We start from the raw sequence: 17,712 nt of genomic DNA on the forward strand, positions 1-17,712 counted from the left end.
TGTCGCTCGAAAGTACTGCCCCACCGTTGGACCGCGGTCGTATCCTGGCCCTCGATTTTGGCGCGCGCCGCATTGGGCTCGCCGTTTCCGACCCTCTGGGCGTGTCCGCCCAGGGATTGCCGACCCTGCACCGCAAGAACAAGCGCTCGGACTTGCAACACCTATCTGAGGTCGTCAGCCAGTACAAGGTTTGCGAAATCGTCGTGGGACTGCCGCTCCCGCTCAGCGGAACTCCCGGCGCCCAGGCTGAAAAAGTCCGAACCTTTGCCGGCGATCTCCGCAAGCAATTTTCCCTGCCCGTGCATCTTTGGGATGAGCGCCTCACCTCCGCCCAGGCCAATCGTCTCCTGCGCGAAACTGAGATGAGCATCCGGCGCCGCGGCCAGGTCGTCGACCAGATGTCGGCCGTCCTCATTCTCCAGTCGTTCCTGGACCACCGTCACTACCAGTGACACCGGCTTCCGTCGACCAGGAACTCGCATCCGATACACTGCAGCCATGCGGTCCCTCGTTCGATGGATGGCCGTGTTCCTGCTCGCCGCCGTTGCCTGGCTCGTATGGGCAATCCTGGTGCCGCGGCAGCTTGCCGCGCCAATCTCGGTCCTGCTTCGCAACGGCTGGTCATCGCGCCGCATCGCCGCCGAATTGCAGAACGGCGGCGTCATCCGCAGCTCCACCGCGTTCCTCATCGTTCACTACTTCAAACTGCGTCCGCTCAAAGCTGGCGAGTACGTATTCGACGGCTCTGTCAGCACCTCCCAGGCCTACGACAAGATTGCCCGCGGCGAAATCGCTTTCCACACCGTCGTCGTCCCTGAAGGCTACAACATGTTCGACGTCGCCGCCGCCATCGAAGCCGCTGGCCTCGCCTCGCGCTCCGAGTTTCTTCAACAGGCCCGGACCGATGTCACCCTGATCTCCGATCTCGACCCCGAGGCGCGGTCCCTCGAAGGCTATCTTTTCCCCGATACGTACCGCTTCACGCGCACGCAATCCACGCAAGACATGATCGCCGCCATGGTGCGGCGCTTCCGCCAGGAAGCCGCGCACATTGGCCTGAACGCCAACGTGCACCGCATCGTCACTTTGGCGTCCATCGTTGAGAAAGAAACGGCAGTCCCGGAAGAACGCGCGCGCGTGGCCGGCGTATATACCAACCGCCTGCAGCGCAACATGGCGCTCGACGCCGATCCCAGCATCATCTACGCCGCGCTGCTCGATGGCCGCTACTCCGGCGCCATTCATCAGTCTGACCTGCAGGCGAATTCGCCATACAACACCTACAGATTTGCCGGCTTGCCGCCTGGACCCATCGCCAATCCGGGCGCCGATTCCCTGCGCGCGGCGCTCAACCCTGAGCCCAACGACTTCCTTTTCTTTGTCAGCGATGCCCAGGGGCACCACCGCTTCGCGCGCACCATGGACGAGCACAATCGCAACGTCGCTGCCTACCGGCGCGCGCTCAGCGACCGTTAGCCTGCACCGTACCGTCCCGTCGCCGCACCGTACCGTCCCGTCGCCGCGATATACTGACGGAACGTACTCAATGAGGTTTCGGCGTCCATATAGCGTCCTCCTGCTCGCGATACTCCTTCTTCCCGCAACAGGATGCCTCTTCCGCACGCACCGCGTTGAACCGCGGCCTACCGGCGCCACTCTGCGAGAAGCCACCAAGGACGACCTGGTTGAGCGCATCAACCTCGAGGCCTCCAAGATCCGCACGCTCGACGCCATCGTCGACATCGCCGTCAGCGTCGGCGGCGCCAAAAAAGGGAAGGTTACCGAGTATCGCGACATTCGCGGTTACCTTTTGGTCCGCGAACCTGACCAGCTGCGGCTTATCGGCCTCTTTCCCATCGTCCGCAACCGGCTCTTCGACATGGTGAGCGACGGCCGCGAGTTCAAGCTCTCCATCCCGCCGCAGAACAAGTTCGTGGTCGGCAGCAACGACGTGATCCAGCCCGCCAGCTCGGCTCTGGAAAACCTGCGCCCTCAGGCCATCTTTGACGCGCTTCTTCTGCATATGATTGATCCCCAGAAAGAAATCAGCGTCCTCGAAGCTGGCACGGAAGATGTTATCGATCCGAAAACGAAGAAGACCTTCGAGCAGCCCGACTACATGATTGACGTGATTCGTCACGGCGATAAGGATTGGTATCTCTCACGGAAGATCGTCTTCAGCCGCGTCGACCTCCAGCCCCACCGTCAGATCGTTTACGACAAGATGGGCAATGTCGCCACCGACACGCGCTATGAAAAGTTCCGCGACTTCGGCGGCCTCAACTTCCCGTCAGTCATTCACATCTGGCGCCCTCAGGAGGAGTACGACATCGTGCTCACCATCGAGAAGCTCCAGGCCAACGTTCCCCTGCGTGACGACCAGTTCGCGCTCCAGCAGCCGCCGGGATCGACCCTGGTGCGCCTGGGCGCCGGGCAGCCTTCCTTCACCTCCAGCGACGGCACGCATCCCCCAGCCGACAAGCCGAGGTAAAGCTCTCACCGTTTACAATCGCCGCAATGAACAAATTGGTCCTCTCCAACCTGGTGCACCGCCCGCTGCGGTCGCTCATCAGCATTGTCGCCATCGGAATCGAGGTTACGCTCATCCTCGTCATCGTCGGCCTGTCGGTCGGGATGTTGAATGACGCCGCGGAGCGTCAGCGCGGTATCGGCGCCGACATCATGATCCAGCCGCCCGGATCGTCGTTCATCAGCACCATCAGCGGTGCGCCGGTTTCCATCAAGCTCGCCGACGTTCTTCGCAAACAGCCACACGTCGCCATGGTCTCGCCCGTCATAACCCAGCTCACGACGGGCGGAACGTTGGAAGCCATCACTGGCGTGGACCTGAACACCTATCCGTTGGGGCATCCGCTGAAATACCTCGCCGGTGGCCCATTTCAAAATCCGGACGACGTTATCGTAGATGACGTGTGGGCGCGCTCGCACAACGCGCGTGTCGGGGACCGTGTGGACGTGCTGAATCACCAGGCGCGCATCTGCGGCATCGTGGAGCACGGTGTTGGCGGCCGCAGGCTGCTGCGGCTCGATACTCTGCAGGATTGGATCGGCGCTCCCGGCAAGGCGACCATCTTTTATGTGAAGGCCGACGATCCCGGCAACACCAACCTGATCGTTGACGAGCTAAGAAAGCTTCCCGGCATGGAGGGATACCAGATTCGGTCCATCGCCGATTACATGACCATGATGACGACGGAGAACCTGCCCGGCCTCTCGATTTTCCTCAACGTTGTCATCGGGATCGCGGTGATCATCGGCTTTATTGTGATCTTTCAGGCCATGTACACCGCTGTCATGGAGCGCACTCGCGAAATCGGCATACTTAAGTCTCTCGGCGCCTCCAAGGTTTACATCGTGAACGTTGTTCTGCGTGAAACCGTGCTTTTGGCGATTTGCGGCGTAGCTGTCGGAATCGGGATTAGCTTCGCCACTCGCGGCGCGCTCGAGGCCCGCTTCCCCACGCTTCCCATCGAGATCGGCGCGCGCTGGCTCGTGCGCGCCGCCGGAATCGCTGTTGTCGGCGCGCTTCTGGGCGCGGTTTACCCTGCCTACAAAGCGGCTCGCAAGGATCCGATCGACGCCCTCGCCTATGAGTAAGTTAAGTGGTTGAAAAACAAAGCTGTAGATGGCTTGAGCCGCTGACGGCTTGCCGCCTGGTAGGAAAGTAAGATATTCTTACTTGCGGAGGCGTGCGTTGTGAAGGTTCCTCCGGAAAAGATCAAACCGGCCGTCGTCCGTCTGCGCCCTAAAAACCAGATCACACTGCCCAACTCCCTGGTCGAGCGGCTTGGGTTGGAACCCGACGACTACCTCGAAGTCTGTATCGGGCCGCGCGGCGGTTTCGAGTGCGTGCCCGCCCGCTTCGTCCGCAGCGGGACTCGCGAGGCAGCCGCCGAAGAACGCCAGGTCGACGCCGAGTTGGCCGCCGGCGACTACCAGAGTTTTTCCAGCGTGGAATCCGCTCTCAAAGCGCTCGACGCGGCCGCCGCCGGCGCCAACCTCGAGACCAAAGCCGAAGCAGCCTCTTTCGCCGAAGAGTCCCTCGCAATCCACCGGCAGCTCGAGCAGGCCGACCTCGCCATCCGCAACTTGAGCCGCCTGGTGGACGACATGCGCACGCGCGCCAACGCCGTCTACGGGCGCACCGGCACGCCGCGGGAGGTTCGCCGCCAAAAGCCAAAGACCAAGAGCGCTCGCCGTCGGGATGAACGGGATGAGCTTACGGCTGGTGACTGAAACTTTGCGGCCGCATACAATGCCCGCGCGCTACTCTGCACGCCGTGGCTGACCTGGAAGTCGAAATCCGCATGCCCAATTCCTTTCGCAAGCGCTATGCCCTGCTGCTGCGCTCCCTTCGCGAGGAACAAGGCGACGAGGCGGCCATGGCCACTCGGCAAGCTTTTCAACGCGCCCTCCAGGCGCTCCAGTCCAAGGGCTGGAAGAACGCCCCTCCGTTCAAGACGGAAGGTTTCACCGGATATCGCTTTTCGTATCCCCTCTCGGCCGACTATCTGCTCATTCTCGACGTGCAAACGTTCTTCAACGATGAGAAGCCCGTTCGGCGTGTTCTCACGCTCCGCCGTATCGCCCGCGCCGGCTAGCCCAGTTTGCTGTAGAGATCGCAACCGAAGCCCAAAGTCATCAGACCGAATCCGAGCCGAGCCAGCACCACCGAGTGCCGGACCACGCCGCGCCGGAAGCGCTCATAGGAGAGCGGTCGCCCGCCGCCCGTTCTTACCGGCACGCCGGCTGCGGCGGCATCCTCCGTGGCCGCTTTTGTGCCCTCGTCCACCACATCGCGCGACTCGGCGGATAGCGCATCGATCGCCAGAATCACGCCCCCAAAAAAGTTCAGCAGTACACCCGCTACTTCGGCGTTGTTGCTCATCGGCTCCTCCCGGATCGCGAGTGTAGCAACCTCCGTTTTGCCCCGCCGTTCGTTGACAATCCGCTCTCAAGTCCTGTATCTTTTAGACTTTGCTGTACCTGCAGTTGCCCGCCTGGAGAACCCCTTTCTGTCGGTTCTGCGCGGAATGTGGGCTCAGCGGTCTTTCTTTGCGTCATTTTCTGGGAGAGTTCAGATGTCAACCTATTTCCCCAAAGAGGGGGAAATTGCGCGCAAGTGGTTCGTCGTGGATGCCTCGGGGCAGACGCTCGGGCGCCTCGCTACGCGTGTCGCCAGCATCCTCGCGGGCAAGGAAAGCCCGCGCTACACGCCCTTCATTGACGTAGGTGACCACGTCGTCGTCGTGAACGCCGACAAGATCCGCCTCACCGGCATGAAGGCCGAGAGCAAGGTGTATCGTCGCTACACCGGCTACCCCGGCGGTCTGCGCTCGGAGGAGTTCCGCAAGCGCTTCGCGCGCCGTCCCGAAGACGTTGTTGAGGACGCCATCACCGGCATGCTGCCCAAAACAAAAATGGGCCGCGCCATGGCGAAGAAGCTGAAGGTTTATCGCGGCGATAAGCACCCGCACCAGGCCCAGCAGCCGCAGGCGCTGCAGGAAGCCAAGCGGGCATAGTTTCAGGCGGGCCGTATTCGGCTCGCCTCATTTTTTGGAAAGGGTTGTCGCGGGACATCGCGCCCGCATCTGAAATCATGGCTGATCTGGTTCAGTACTACGGCACGGGACGTCGCAAGTCGAGCATCGCTCGCGTGTTCTTGCGTCCCGGCTCGGGCGAGTTCACGGTGAACGGTCGCCCCTTCGACCAGTATTTCGTGACCGAGGCGCAGCGCAACACCGCCAAGCGCCCTCTCGCCATCGCCGAAGTCGGCAGCAACTTCAACGTTGTCGCCAATGTGTCCGGCGGCGGCGTCAACGGGCAGTCCGGCGCCGTCAAGCTGGGCATCGCCCGCGCGTTGCTGGAGTTCAACGTCGAGCTCCGCTCCAAGCTGAAGGCCGACGGCCTGCTCTCGCGCGATTCCCGCGCTAAAGAGCGCAAGAAGTACGGCCAGAAGGGTGCGCGCAAACGCTTCCAGTTCAGCAAGCGCTAGTTTGGGTTTTGGTTTTCAGTTCTTTTGAGAACTGAGAACTGGCAACTGAGAAATGATCTTTCCCGTTCCGCCTCTGGCGAAGCGGGGGCGGGAAAATAATCTGCTGCCGCGCTCGTGCCGGCAGCGGATGCAATCTATCGAGGAGGTTGTTTGGCTAACATCACCATGAAGGAGCTGCTCGAAGCGGGCGTCCACTTCGGGCACCAGACCAAGCGCTGGAATCCCAAGATGAAGGAGTTCATCTTCGGCGAGCGCAACGGCATTTACATCATCGACCTGCAGAAGACGCTCAAGATGTTCAAGGAAGCGTCCAAGTTCGTGCAGGACCTGGCCGCCGAAGGACGCATCGTCCTCTTCGTGGGCACCAAGCGCCAGGCACAGGACGCGATCGCCGAAGAAGCGCAGCGCTGTGGCATGTTCTACGTTAACCAGCGCTGGCTCGGCGGCCTGCTCACCAACTGGGTCACCGTCCAGAAGTCGGTCAAGCGCCTCAAAGAGCTCGACGACATGGCCACCGACGGCCGCTACGAGCTCCTTCCCAAGAAGGAAGTCATCAAGCTGGAGCGCGAGCGCAAGCACCTCCAGGCCAACCTCGCCGGCATCAAGCAGCTCAACCGTCTGCCCGACGCCATCTTCGTGATTGACTCCAACAAGGAGCAGATTGCCGTGCGCGAGGCCCGCAAGCTCGGCATCCCGGTCGTCGCCGTGGTTGACACCAATTGCGACCCGAGCGAGGTGGATTACGTAATTCCCGGCAACGATGACGCCCTGCGCGCCATCCGCCTGTTCGCCTCCAAGATTGCCGATTCCATCGTCGAGGGCGCCCAGAGCGCGACCGACAAGCAGGCCGCGGAGTTCTCCGCCGCCGCCGAAGCAGGCGATGTCGCAACCGAGCCCGGCACAGAGATTTCAGGCGAGGGCAGCGGCGACTACGCTGCGGATTCCGAAGACGTCAGCATGGCCGACGTGCTCGGCGAGCCGGTGCGCAAGCACCCCGCAGCCGCTGAGAACGCTCCCGAACCGGCAGAAGCGCGCCACGCCGAGACGCACTGAGCCAGGCCTGAATCTCCGCGCAACGCGCCGGAATCTAATGGCTATCAGGCCCGCGCCCGGGGCTTCGCGGCGCGGGTCAACCTATGTTCGGCCTCCCTGTTGAGGCCCCAGCGCCAACCGGCGCTCAACACCAGAAAGGTCGAGTTGAGAATTTATGGGTACAACCGCAGGAATGCCCGATCCCACACAGAGCCCCGTCTCCGCCGCCCAGGTTCGCGAACTACGCGACAAGACCGGCGCACCCATGATGGACTGCAAGAACGCCCTGAGCGAAGCTCGTGGCGACATGGACCAGGCCATCATCCTGCTGCGCAAACGCGGCATGGCGATTGCCGGCAAAAAGGCCGCCCGCGCCACCACCGAGGGCTCGGTCTCGAGCTACATCCATGCCGGCGGCAAGATCGGCGTGCTCGTTGAGGTCAACTGCGAGTCCGACTTCGTCGCTCGCACCGACGATTTCAAGGAACTGGTGAAGGACATCGCGATGCACATCGCCGCGTCCGACCCCAAGTTCATCCGCAAGGAAGACGTCACGCCCGAGGCCTACGAGCGCGAGAAAGACATTTACCGCTCCCAGGCTGCGCAGACCGGCAAGCCGGCGAACGTCATCGAGAAGATCGTGGAGGGCAAGATGAGCAAGTTCTACGAGGAGGTCTGCCTCTACGAACAGCCTTTCATCAAGGACCAGACCGTTTCGGTCTCGCAGCTCATCGCCGCCAAGATCGGCAAGCTCGGCGAGAACATCAGCGTCCGCCGCTTCGCCCGCTTCAAAGTCGGCGAGCCCGGCTGGACCATCGCCCAGACCAGGCAGGCCGACGCCGGCGATGCCTCCGCGAAGTAACCGCCCGACAACACGTGATTCAACGGCGCAGCGCAAGCTGCGCCGTTTCACATTTCTGAGCGATTTCCGCAGCAGCTCGGCAACCAAATCAGCCGATTTCGCTTCAGTCTTTCTCGAGCTTTTTTCCGGAGAAAACTGAATGATGAAACGCACTTTCGCCTGGGGACTCTCTCTCCTGCTGTTTCACACCGTTCTAGCAGCCGACGCCTTCGCCGTTACCTCTACCGTCACGCCGCCCACTCGTCAGGCGATCAAGGTCGCTGCCGCCGTGCAGCGCATCGGCAGCGGCGAATACTCGCTCGTTGCTCTCCGCCTCCACAACCGGGCCGTGATCAAGGGTTACGTTTCGGAGATCGGCGCCGATTCATTCACCGTCACCGACAACGACTCCGGCATCGAGCATCGCGTCCCTTACTCGACGGTCGCCCGCCTGCAGGGAATGAACCTGGTCAGCGGAACGCAGGCCGGCATTGGCGGCGGTTTCCGCGCCGGCGTTGCGCGTGTTGCCGGTTTCCTGCTGCCGATTCACACCCGGCCGGTCAACAACCTGACCACCGGCGAGAAAACCCTGCTTATCGGGATCGGGGTGGGGATCCTGCTGGCCATCATTCTGGCTAAAGCGCTCTAGGCGACTCGCACGACTTGCACCGGGCTCCCGGCAGCGTGCGGCGCATCGGCGAGTCTGCAACGGCGGCGATTTTGCGCGAACGTGAAGTATTGCCCGGCGTCTGCGCCGTGGGCCTCACCTCCGGCGTGCCACTCGACAGCACCCGGCCCGTCTGCGTCGTTCCGCAACACCATCACCATACCAGCTACCAGAAGCCGCTCACACTCATCGCCAACGACTCCATGCTCAGCGCTGACGACAAGAAGCAAGCCACCGAGCTGATCAACCAGCGCATCGCTGTTCTGCGGAAATAATCGAAAACCAAATCACCGGGTACCGGGAACTCTCCTCGATACTCGCCACTCGGTACTGTTTTTTCGCATCGGCTATACTGAAAACTGATGCCTCCTGTCTTTAAGCGTGTTCTCATCAAGCTCTCCGGCGAGGCGCTGGCCGGCGAGCAGGGCTTTGGGGTGCAGCCGGCGCGCATTCATGCCATTGCCGGCGAGTTGCAGCAGGTGCAGGAACTTGGCGTGCAAGTCGCCATCGTGGTCGGAGGCGGCAACTTCTTCCGTGGCGTGGCCGAGCAGGCGCGCGACATGGACCGCGTTTCCGCCGACCACATGGGCATGCTTGCAACGGTCCTTAACGCCATCGCTCTTCAGGATGCGCTCGAGAAGCGCGGGGTCTACACGCGCGTGATGTCGGCGATCGAGATGAACCAGGTCGCCGAGCCCTTCATCCGGCGCCGCGCCATGCGCCACTTGGAAAAAGGCCGCTTCGTCATCTTCGCCGCCGGCACCGGCAGCCCGTACTTCTCCACCGACACCGCTGCATCACTCCGCGCCATGGAGATCAAGGCCGACGTCATCATGAAGGCGACCAAGGTTGACGGCATTTACGACGCCGATCCGGTCCTGGTCAAAGACGCCAAGATGTTCGACCAGATCAGCTATCTCGACTTCCTCAAGCGCGGACTCAAGGTGATGGACGCGACCGCCATCTCGCTTTGCCGCGAGAACAACCTGCCCATCATCATCTTCAACCTGAACCGTGCGGGAAACATCAGGCGCGTCCTTACCGGCGAAAAAGTGGGATCGCTGGTCAGCGCCTGAGCCTTCTCGAACCGCTCGAATGCCCTGCGCGGCTGAGCTTCGCTTGCGGGGCTCTCCGCTGCGCGACCTGCTTTATAATCGTGCGTTTCACAGCCCGATCAGGCGGAGCCTATGGCACAGTCAGCAAGCGTTCCCGCGCTCAAAGATACGTTTTCGCAGCTCAAATCGCGCATGGACAAAGCGGTGGAAGACTTCCGCCAGGCCATGACCGCGACCCGCACCGGCCGCGCCTCCGTCCACATGCTCGACACCGTCCGCGTGGAAGCCTACGGCACCGAGATGAAGCTCAACGAGCTCGGCCAGGTGCACGCGCCCGACGCGCAGCTCATCACCGTGCAGCCCTACGATCCCTCGCAGCTCGGGGCCATCGAGAAGGCCATCCGCTCCGCCGACCTCGGCCTCAATCCAAGCAACGACGGCAAGATCATCCGTGTGCCGGTGCCGCAACTCACCGAAGAGCGGCGCAAAGAGATGGTCAAGCACCTGCACAAGGTGCTCGAAGAGCATCGCACTGCGGTGCGCAACATCCGCCGTGACGGCAACGACCTGATCAAGAAAACCATGAAGGACAAAAAGATCAGCGAAGACGAAGAGCGCCGCGCGCTGGAGGAAATCCAGAAGCTCACCGACGCCGAGATCAAGAAGATGGAAGAGATGAGCGCGGCGAAGGAAAAAGAATTGATGCAGGGTTAGAGGCGCTTCAGTCTCGGCGACACGGCGGGCAAGGTCAACCACGAATCCGACTCGATTCGTAAGACTGAGCAGTCGTGCCTGTTTTGCCACCCACTCAGTCAATCTCGGAGTAATTCAAAACGAGCCATGCCAGGCCTCAGCGACTCGGGACTCCAGCTCAGGACGTGCCAGCGCGGCAAGCAGCAGACCACTGACGGTCCACAGTCGCCAATCGAACATTCCATTCGCGGCGCTCGGGGGAAGAGGATACGCCGGCCGCTCACGGTTCACCGCCTGCGGTACACTTGGACGCATGAAGCGCGTCGTCCACGCCGCATGCCCGCACGACTGTCCTGACGCCTGCGGTGTGCTAATCACCGTGGAGCAGGTGAACGGGGCCGAACGGGCGACCAAGATACAAGGCGACCCATCCCATCCGGTGACGCGCGGCTTCTTGTGCGCCAAGGTCGCAAAGTACCTGGACCGCGTGTACTCGCCGGATCGCGTGCTGTATCCGCTGCGACGTGTGGCGCCAAAAGGACCGTCCAGTGCCGCTTTCGAGAGAATCTCCTGGGATGCGGCCCTCGACGAAATCACCGCCAGACTGCGGGCCGTCTCCGATGAGTTCGGCTCCGAAGCCATCCTTCCCTACTCTTACGGTGGAACGCTGGGCGTTCTCGGCAACGCTTCGATGGATCGCCGCTTCTTCCACCGGCTGGGCGCGTCGCAACTGGCGCGGACGATTTGCGCCACCGCCGGCGGCGACGCGCTGCTCTCGGTTTACGGACGCAAGCTCGGCACCGAGCCCGAGCAGTTCCGCTACTCGAAAACCATCATCGCCTGGGGCGCGAACATTCACGGCGCCAACGTGCACCTGTGGCCCTTCGTCGAAGAGGCGCGGCGGGCGGGCGGACGGCTGATCGTCATCGATCCCTACAAGACGCGCACCGCGAGGGTGGCCGACTGGCACATCGCCATCAATCCCGGTACCGACGTGGCGCTCGCGTTGGCGATGATGCACGTGATCATCGGCGAAGGTCTGCACGACGCCGACTACGTGGAAAAACACGCGCATGGCTTCCCTGAACTGCGCGAGCGCGTGCGCGGGTACACGCCGGAGCGCGTTGCCACGTGGGTCGGCATCGCCGCCGCCGACATCGTAAAGCTGGCGCGCGAGTACGCCACGGCGCGTCCAGCCTCCATTCGCATGAACTACGGCGTGCAGCGCTCGGAGAATGGCGGCATGGCGGCGCGCGCCATCGCCATGCTGCCGGTGGTCACCGGCTCGTGGAAGGAAATCGGCGGCGGCTTGCAGCTCTCCACCAGCGGCAGCTTCGTGCTCGACCGCGCCGCGCTGGAGCGTCCTGACCTGATGCAGAAGAGCCCGGCCGGCCGCGCCACGCGCGTGGTCAACATGTCGGCGCTCGGCTCGGCGCTGACCGAACTCAGCGGTCCGCCGGTGAAGGCGCTGTTCGTGTACAACTCCAACCCGGCGGCGGTCGCCCCCGACCACAACAAAGTCGTGCGCGGCCTGCTGCGGCCCGACCTGTTCACCGTGGTGCACGAACAGTTCCTCACCGACACGACCGATTACGCCGACATCGTCTTGCCCGCCACCACCTTCTTCGAGCACAAGGAGCTGCAGGCTTCTTACGGCCACTACTTCCTGCAAATGTCACACGCGGCGCTGGAGCCGCTGGGCGAGTGCAAGTCGAACGTGGACCTGTTCCGCGCAATGGCATTGCGCATGGGCTTCGACGAGCTGTGCTTTCGCGAATCGGCGGACGAGATGATGGACGCGGCGCTGCGCACCGGCGATCCGTGGCTGGCGGGCATCGATCGCGCGCGGCTGGAGCGCGAAGGGCACGTGCGGCTTGCGCTCCCGTCTAACCGCGGAGGCGCGGAGACGCGGGGGACGACGGATCAGAACTTTTTTTTGCCGTTCGCCAACGGCGGCTTCGCCACCGCGAGCGGCAAGGCGGAACTTTACAGCGAATCGCTCAATGCGGAGGGGCTCGATCCCGTCGCGTCGTTCGTTGCGCCGGAAGAGTCGCGTCACAGCCCGGCCGCGCGTGAATTTCCACTGGAGCTGCTTGGTCGCAAGGCCGACAATTTCCTGAATACTTCCTTCTGCAATCTGCCGTCGATCCAGGCCATGGAAGAAAACGGTGTGCTCGAGCTCAGCGCCGCCGACGCGGCCGCGCGCGGCATTCGCGACGGTGACCGGGTGCGCGCGTTCAACCGTCGCGGCGAACTGCGCTTTACAGCCAAAGTGAATGGCGCCGTGAAGGCGGGCGTGGTCGCGGCACTGCTGAACTGGGCCAAGCTCGACCCGCAAGGCAAGAACGTCAACGTACTCACATCTGAGAAGCTGACCGACATCGGAGCCGGCGCCACGTTTTACTCTTGTCTGGTGGAAGTGGAACGCGCCTGAACGCAAGAACCCCCTGCACAGCCGTTCTCTGGGGCGGGGATTCGTGTCTTTGACGTGCGCACCTGATTGGCCAGCATGCACGAAGTCCCGTATAATTCCGGTTTCCGCGAGTCCAAGACGAGGTTGTCCCATTTCTGCCTTGCATGCCCGGGACGCTCGCGCCGAAAGCGGGGGCGCGGTGTCCTGCACGGAAAATAATGCATTCCAGTTTGGCTCCCCGGCACCTTGCTCGCGGAGGGCCCGTGCGCGCCTCTTCGTGCTGTGCCTTGCCGCAATCCTGCTTTCGGCCACTCTCGCGGTAGCGGCCCCCAAGCCGGCCGCTCCGGCTGCCGCCGCCGCTCCGCAGCAGCGGGAAGAGCTGATCACCGACATCCGCATCATCGGCAACCGGCGAATTCCGGCTGAGACCGTGCGCGCCCGCATGTTCACCAAGGCGGGCGACGTCTTCGACCCGGTTTCCCTGGAGCGCGACTTCGCCTCCATCTGGAACACCGGATACTTCGAAGACATCCGCTTCGAGCGCGAAGAGACCCCCAAGGGCGTGCGCCTCAACGTCTATGTCAAGGAAAAGCCGACCATCCGCGAGATCAAGTACATCGGTCTGAATTCGGTCTCGCAGTCCGACGTGCTCGACCGCTTCAAGGAGCGCAAGGTCGGTCTCACGGTTGAAAACCAGTACGACCCGACCAAGGTGAAGCGCGCCGAGGTCACCATCCGCGAACTGCTCGCCGAGCACGGACGCCAGTTCGCCACCATCCGCACCGAAGTCCACCCAATTCCTCCGGCCGCGGTCGGGGTGAATTTCGTGGTGAAGGAAGGTCCGAAGGTCAAGGTCGGCAAAATCAGGATTGAGGGCAACAAAAAGGTCGGATCGAAGACCCTGGTGCGTGCAATGAAGAACTCGCACCCCATCGGCATACCGCACTCCATCGTACTGGAAAGCCTCTTCCACAAGACTTTCGACGCCACCAAGCTCAGCGAAGACGCCGAGCGCGTCCGCATGGCGTACCAGGACCGCGGCTACTTCAAGGCGCTGGTGCAGGAGCCGACCACGAAGATCCGCGACACCGGCGGCGGCTTCCGCATCTGGCCGTTCGGGGGCAAAGGCAAGGCGGTGGACATCACCGTGCCGGTGGAAGAGGGCGAGCGCTTCCGCCTGGGCCAGATCACCTTCAAGAACAACAAAGCCGTCACCAACACGGCGGGCCTGCGCAAGCTCTTCCAGTTGAAAGACGGCGACGTCTTCAACCGCACGGCCATCGCGAAGGGCCTCGACAACCTGCGCAAGGCCTACGGCGAGCTCGGGTACATCAACTTCACTTCGGTTCCCAACACCGAGATCGACGACGACAAGCGGCTGATCAACCTCGAAATCGATGTTGACGAGGGCAAGCAGTACTCGGTGCGGCGCATCGAGTTCAAGGGCAACACCACCACGCGCGACAAGGTGATCCGCCGTGAGCTGGCGCTGGAAGAAGGCCAGGTTTACAACAGCCGCGCCTGGGAGTTCAGCGTCCTGCGCCTGAACCAGCTCAACTACTTCGAAGCGCTCAAGCCCGACCAGGACACCGAAACCAAGCGCAACGACCAGGCTGGCACGGTGGACCTCACCTTGAAGGTAAAAGAGAAGGGCAAGAACAGCATCGGTTTAACGGGCGGCGTCAGCGGTCTGGCCGGATCGTTTATCGGCCTGAACTACCAGACCAATAACTTCCTCGGCCTCGGCGAAACGCTCACCATTCAAGCCGACGTCGGCAATCGCCAGCGCGACTTGCTTTTCGGCTTCACCGAGCCGTACCTGTTCGACCGCCCGCTGCAGCTCGGGTTCACGGTCTACACGCGCCGTTACAACTTCGACCAGGCGCAGCAGTTCAACATCCTGGCCGGCCAGCGGCTGAACTTTTCCCAGTCGTTCCTGAACACGCTGCAGAATTACACGCAGTCGAGCACCGGCTTCACCGTCTCCGCCAGCTACCCGCTGCATCGCTCGCTCAAGCGAGTGGGCCTCACCTACGCGCTCGACAACACCAGCATCACCACCTTCAGCGACGCGAGCCGCGACCTGTTCGAGCAGCTCGCCTTCCGCAACTTCGCCGGCCCGAACGCGCTCAAGGGCGTGGTCACCAGCAAGCTGCTGCCGGTGTTCTCCTACAACAGCGTTGACCGCAGCTACAACCCGCACAGCGGGAAGAGCCTGTTCCTCTCGGCCGACATCTCGGGCATTGGCGGCAACGTCGCCTCCATCCGGCCGGTGGTGGACTTCAAGCATTTCATCCCGCTGCGCCTCTTCAAGCCCGATCGCGAAGGGCGCAACGTGCTCGGCTACCACGTGCAGGGCGCCTTCCTCACCGGTTACGCTGGCAAAGTGGCGCCGCCGTTCGAGCGCTTCTACCTCGGCGGTGAAAACGATCTGCGCGGCTTCGACATTCGTTCCGTCTCTCCGGTCGCGTTCCTCGTCGACAAGATCGACTTCCCGCTCATCAACCCCGACGATCCATGCGCCACCAATCCCGCCACCCAGTGCACCGGCGTGCTCAAGGACCCGACCAACCCGCGCCGCGGCACGGTCACCGTCCCGATTCCGGTGCATCGCATCGTCTTCCCGGGCGGCGACACCAGCATCGTCGGCAACGTGGAATATCGCATCCCGATCGCCGGCCCGGTGAACCTGGCCATCTTCACCGACCTCGGATTGAACTTTATTACGCGCTCCTCGCAGTTGCGCGTGAACGAAGACCAGCTGAACACGCTGAATACCAGCCCGTTCGGATGCCCCACGTTCGACGCCACCTTCAACTGCGTTGGGACGAGCAGCTTCACCTTTGGCTCGGAGCTGAAGCCGATTTCCGGGACGAACTATCGGCCTCGCATGTCGACCGGTGTGGAATTGCAGGTGCTGATGCCGGTGATCAACGCGCCCTTCCGCTTGTACTGGGCATACAACCCGCTGCGCCTGGACACGCTCACGACCACGCCGAGCGAGATCACGCGCAGCATGTTCCCGGCCGGCGGCGCCGGCGACTTCACCTATCACCAGGCGCTGGCAACATGGGCCCCGAACTACCGGCTGAAGGAACCGCTGAAGACGTTCCGCTTCACGGTCAGCACTACGTTCTGAGGCCGGCAGGAGTTTGACGGTGTACTCGGCACGAACCTATAATGCAGGTACCGCTACCCTGAACTTTTCCGTCGTCCGCAGGGCCGCGCGCCCCGGCTCGAGAAGTATTTCAGGAATTTCGGCATCCGTTCCGAAGGAGTCCACACAAGAATGAAACGCACGCTCACCGCATTTTCTCTGTGCGCCATTGTCGCGCTCTCCGTGACCGCGCTGGCGCAGGGCGCAGCCGCCACCAGTCCCGGTGGCGCGGCCTCCGCGCCCCCCGTCGCCCCCAGCGGGTCCAGCAAGGTCGGAATCATCAATATTCAGCAGGCCATCCTGGCGAGCAATGAAGGCCGCCGGGACTTCGAAGCGCTGGCCAAGAAGTACGAGCCCCGCCAGGCCGAACTGCAGAAGGAAAACAACGAGATCGACGAGCTCAAGAAGCAGCTCAACACCCAGGGCGACAAGATGAATGACGACGCCAAGAACTCGCTCGTCAAGCAGATCGAATCGCGCCAGCGCAAGCTTCAGCAGAATGCCGAGTCGTTCCAGTCTGACGCGCAGGCCGAGCAGAACGACCTGGCCAACCGCATCGGCCAGAAGCTGATGACCACGCTCGACAAGTTCGCGAAGGAAAACGGCTACGGCCTCATTCTTGACGTCAGCACTCCCCAGAGCCCGGTGCTGTGGGCCAACGTTGATTCGGTGGACGTGACCAACGCGGTGGTGAACGCATACAACGTGCAGTCTGGCGTGCCCGCGCCTCCGGCCGCGGCGCCTTCGGCGACTCGTCCGGCAGCGCCGGCGGCGCGCCCCGCCGGGACGGGAACGGCTCCGGTTCGTCCGGCAACGACGACACCGCCGGCAACAAATCCGCCTCCCAAGAAGTAAGAAAAAATCGGGGGATTCACGACGGCCGCCCGCTTTAGACGGTCGTTTTCTTTTGCGCGCAGGCGCCGACTTCGTCGCTCCGGTGTCAATCCATGCGAATGGAGGTGCCGCCGTGATGTTCGCCGATTCTCTCCTCCACACTCACCCATCCACAGCGCGCCGCTGGACAACGCTCATCTCTTACGGGGCGGAGCTGGCCGCGGTGAGCGTGCTGGTTATCGCGCCGCTGCTGTACACGTCAGGCCTGCCACCTATGCGGCTCGCGTCACCGTTGCTGCACGTCCCGCTCGCCGGATCGTACGAGCCGCGCCCACCGGCCTCGGGCGCGACACAGCCTTCACACACTTCCTCTCTCACTCAGTTCACCGACACAAACATCCATGCGCCCGGGAGAATTCCGCCGCGCATCGCCACCGGGCCTGACGTCGAAGCGCCGCCCCCTGGAGCATTCGTCGGCTCGGGCAGCTCGGGCATTCCCGGCGCTGGCGGCGTCCCGAGCAGCATTTTCGGCGACGCGGCCGCTCCACCGCTCCCGGCGCCGCCGCGAGAGTCTCTCGGCGATCGGATAGTTGTCTCCAATCCCGAGCCTGCAAATGCGCTCAGCCAGCCTATACCCCAATATCCGCGCATCGCTGTGGCTGCGCACGTCGAGGGCGACGTAATTCTGAACGCCGTCATCGCGCGCGACGGCTCCATCGCGCGCCTGCACGTCGTCTCCGGACACCCCTGGCTGGCACAGGCGGCGCTCGACGCCGTACGCCAGTGGCGCTATCGGCCGTACTTCCTGAACGGCGCGCCGGTGGAGGTGGAAACCCAGATCACCGTCGTGTTCCGGATGGAACACTGAGGGTGGTACTTTTTTCCGAACGCTTGTGGATAAGATTGTGGAAGATGTGCCGAGAGGGCTGCTGCGCCTACTCTCCCTAGGCGGCTATATAAATGCCATGTTAATGACGGGGATGCAGACAAGCTGTTGATTCGGC

Annotated in this window: 19 protein-coding genes; 18 read left to right on the forward strand and 1 reads right to left on the reverse strand. The window is 62.7% G+C overall.

Annotation, left to right across the window (positions count from 1 at the left end; genetic code table 11):
* The first annotated feature begins 26 nt into the window (after window positions 1-26).
* The 6 genes from ruvX to VFA60_00815 all read left to right on the forward strand — a co-directional run bounded on the left by ruvX (window position 27) and on the right by VFA60_00815 (window position 4,622).
* Window positions 27-452 carry a Holliday junction resolvase RuvX gene (gene ruvX / locus VFA60_00790; GenBank protein ID HZQ90311.1) on the forward strand — a complete coding sequence of 142 codons (426 nt, stop codon included), beginning with the start codon at window positions 27-29 and terminating at the stop codon, window positions 450-452.
* A gap of 46 nt (window positions 453-498) precedes the next feature.
* Window positions 499-1,476, forward strand: a complete 978-nt coding sequence (gene mltG, locus VFA60_00795) for an endolytic transglycosylase MltG (protein ID HZQ90312.1) — start codon at window positions 499-501, stop codon at window positions 1,474-1,476.
* 70 nt (window positions 1,477-1,546) lie between these two features.
* A complete protein-coding gene (locus tag VFA60_00800) occupies window positions 1,547-2,491 on the forward strand; it encodes a hypothetical protein (GenBank protein HZQ90313.1) in 945 nt (314 codons plus the stop codon).
* A 26-nt stretch (window positions 2,492-2,517) separates the two neighbouring features.
* Complete coding sequence (locus VFA60_00805) at window positions 2,518-3,618, forward strand: FtsX-like permease family protein (GenBank protein HZQ90314.1); 1,101 nt, start codon at window positions 2,518-2,520, stop codon at window positions 3,616-3,618.
* 99 nt (window positions 3,619-3,717) lie between these two features.
* On the forward strand, window positions 3,718-4,257 hold the full coding sequence (locus VFA60_00810; protein ID HZQ90315.1) for an AbrB/MazE/SpoVT family DNA-binding domain-containing protein: 540 nt from the start codon (window positions 3,718-3,720) through the stop codon (window positions 4,255-4,257).
* Between the two features lie 44 nt (window positions 4,258-4,301).
* On the forward strand, window positions 4,302-4,622 hold the full coding sequence (locus VFA60_00815) for a hypothetical protein (protein HZQ90316.1): 321 nt from the start codon (window positions 4,302-4,304) through the stop codon (window positions 4,620-4,622).
* On the opposite strand, the gene VFA60_00820 is transcribed toward VFA60_00815, so the two are convergent.
* A complete protein-coding gene (locus VFA60_00820; GenBank protein HZQ90317.1) occupies window positions 4,619-4,909 on the reverse strand; it encodes a hypothetical protein in 291 nt (96 codons plus the stop codon). The genes VFA60_00815 and VFA60_00820 overlap by 4 nt on opposite strands.
* Before the next feature lie 193 nt (window positions 4,910-5,102).
* Between VFA60_00820 and rplM the strand changes: the two genes are divergently transcribed.
* The 12 genes from rplM to VFA60_00880 all read left to right on the forward strand — a co-directional run bounded on the left by rplM (window position 5,103) and on the right by VFA60_00880 (window position 17,576).
* The gene (gene rplM, locus VFA60_00825; protein HZQ90318.1) at window positions 5,103-5,543 is read left to right on the forward strand and encodes a 50S ribosomal protein L13; all 441 of its coding nucleotides are present in this window, start codon (window positions 5,103-5,105) and stop codon (window positions 5,541-5,543) included.
* Between the two features lie 77 nt (window positions 5,544-5,620).
* On the forward strand, window positions 5,621-6,016 hold the full coding sequence (rpsI, locus tag VFA60_00830) for a 30S ribosomal protein S9 (protein ID HZQ90319.1): 396 nt from the start codon (window positions 5,621-5,623) through the stop codon (window positions 6,014-6,016).
* 150 nt (window positions 6,017-6,166) lie between these two features.
* Window positions 6,167-7,069: a 30S ribosomal protein S2 gene (gene rpsB, locus VFA60_00835; protein HZQ90320.1), complete on the forward strand. Its 903-nt coding sequence runs from the start codon at window positions 6,167-6,169 to the stop codon at window positions 7,067-7,069.
* A gap of 172 nt (window positions 7,070-7,241) precedes the next feature.
* Window positions 7,242-7,910 carry a translation elongation factor Ts gene (tsf, locus tag VFA60_00840; GenBank protein ID HZQ90321.1) on the forward strand — a complete coding sequence of 223 codons (669 nt, stop codon included), beginning with the start codon at window positions 7,242-7,244 and terminating at the stop codon, window positions 7,908-7,910.
* Window positions 7,911-8,049: 139 nt separating this feature from the next.
* Entirely contained in the window at window positions 8,050-8,538 is a 489-nt protein-coding gene (locus VFA60_00845) for a hypothetical protein (GenBank protein HZQ90322.1), read from the forward strand.
* A 14-nt stretch (window positions 8,539-8,552) separates the two neighbouring features.
* Window positions 8,553-8,831 carry a hypothetical protein gene (locus VFA60_00850; protein HZQ90323.1) on the forward strand — a complete coding sequence of 93 codons (279 nt, stop codon included), beginning with the start codon at window positions 8,553-8,555 and terminating at the stop codon, window positions 8,829-8,831.
* An 87-nt stretch (window positions 8,832-8,918) separates the two neighbouring features.
* On the forward strand, window positions 8,919-9,632 hold the full coding sequence (pyrH, locus tag VFA60_00855) for a UMP kinase (GenBank protein ID HZQ90324.1): 714 nt from the start codon (window positions 8,919-8,921) through the stop codon (window positions 9,630-9,632).
* 111 nt (window positions 9,633-9,743) lie between these two features.
* Window positions 9,744-10,325 (forward strand): ribosome recycling factor, encoded by a 582-nt coding sequence (frr, locus tag VFA60_00860; GenBank protein ID HZQ90325.1) that lies wholly within the window; start codon window positions 9,744-9,746, stop codon window positions 10,323-10,325.
* A gap of 292 nt (window positions 10,326-10,617) precedes the next feature.
* A complete protein-coding gene (locus tag VFA60_00865; GenBank protein ID HZQ90326.1) occupies window positions 10,618-12,738 on the forward strand; it encodes a molybdopterin-dependent oxidoreductase in 2,121 nt (706 codons plus the stop codon).
* A 256-nt stretch (window positions 12,739-12,994) separates the two neighbouring features.
* Window positions 12,995-15,856, forward strand: a complete 2,862-nt coding sequence (bamA, locus tag VFA60_00870) for an outer membrane protein assembly factor BamA (protein HZQ90327.1) — start codon at window positions 12,995-12,997, stop codon at window positions 15,854-15,856.
* A gap of 150 nt (window positions 15,857-16,006) precedes the next feature.
* Complete coding sequence (locus tag VFA60_00875) at window positions 16,007-16,729, forward strand: OmpH family outer membrane protein (protein HZQ90328.1); 723 nt, start codon at window positions 16,007-16,009, stop codon at window positions 16,727-16,729.
* Window positions 16,730-16,844: 115 nt separating this feature from the next.
* On the forward strand, window positions 16,845-17,576 hold the full coding sequence (locus VFA60_00880; protein ID HZQ90329.1) for an energy transducer TonB: 732 nt from the start codon (window positions 16,845-16,847) through the stop codon (window positions 17,574-17,576).
* The last annotated feature ends 136 nt before the right edge of the window (window positions 17,577-17,712 follow it).

It is taken from the genome of Terriglobales bacterium (assembly GCA_035651995.1).
GTDB lineage: Bacteria > Acidobacteriota > Terriglobia > Terriglobales > Acidobacteriaceae > DASRER01.

Coding starts and splice junctions, on each gene's coding strand:
- mltG (HZQ90312.1), top strand. CDS start 499: ATGCGGTCCCTCGTTCGATGGATGGCCGTGTTCCTGCTCGCCGCCGTT.
- VFA60_00800 (HZQ90313.1), top strand. CDS start 1,547: ATGAGGTTTCGGCGTCCATATAGCGTCCTCCTGCTCGCGATACTCCTT.
- VFA60_00805 (HZQ90314.1), top strand. CDS start 2,518: ATGAACAAATTGGTCCTCTCCAACCTGGTGCACCGCCCGCTGCGGTCG.
- VFA60_00820 (HZQ90317.1), bottom strand. CDS start 4,909: ATGAGCAACAACGCCGAAGTAGCGGGTGTACTGCTGAACTTTTTTGGG.
- rplM (HZQ90318.1), top strand. CDS start 5,103: ATGTCAACCTATTTCCCCAAAGAGGGGGAAATTGCGCGCAAGTGGTTC.
- rpsI (HZQ90319.1), top strand. CDS start 5,621: ATGGCTGATCTGGTTCAGTACTACGGCACGGGACGTCGCAAGTCGAGC.
- tsf (HZQ90321.1), top strand. CDS start 7,242: ATGCCCGATCCCACACAGAGCCCCGTCTCCGCCGCCCAGGTTCGCGAA.
- VFA60_00845 (HZQ90322.1), top strand. CDS start 8,050: ATGATGAAACGCACTTTCGCCTGGGGACTCTCTCTCCTGCTGTTTCAC.
- pyrH (HZQ90324.1), top strand. CDS start 8,919: ATGCCTCCTGTCTTTAAGCGTGTTCTCATCAAGCTCTCCGGCGAGGCG.
- frr (HZQ90325.1), top strand. CDS start 9,744: ATGGCACAGTCAGCAAGCGTTCCCGCGCTCAAAGATACGTTTTCGCAG.
- VFA60_00865 (HZQ90326.1), top strand. CDS start 10,618: ATGAAGCGCGTCGTCCACGCCGCATGCCCGCACGACTGTCCTGACGCC.
- VFA60_00875 (HZQ90328.1), top strand. CDS start 16,007: ATGAAACGCACGCTCACCGCATTTTCTCTGTGCGCCATTGTCGCGCTC.
- VFA60_00880 (HZQ90329.1), top strand. CDS start 16,845: ATGTTCGCCGATTCTCTCCTCCACACTCACCCATCCACAGCGCGCCGC.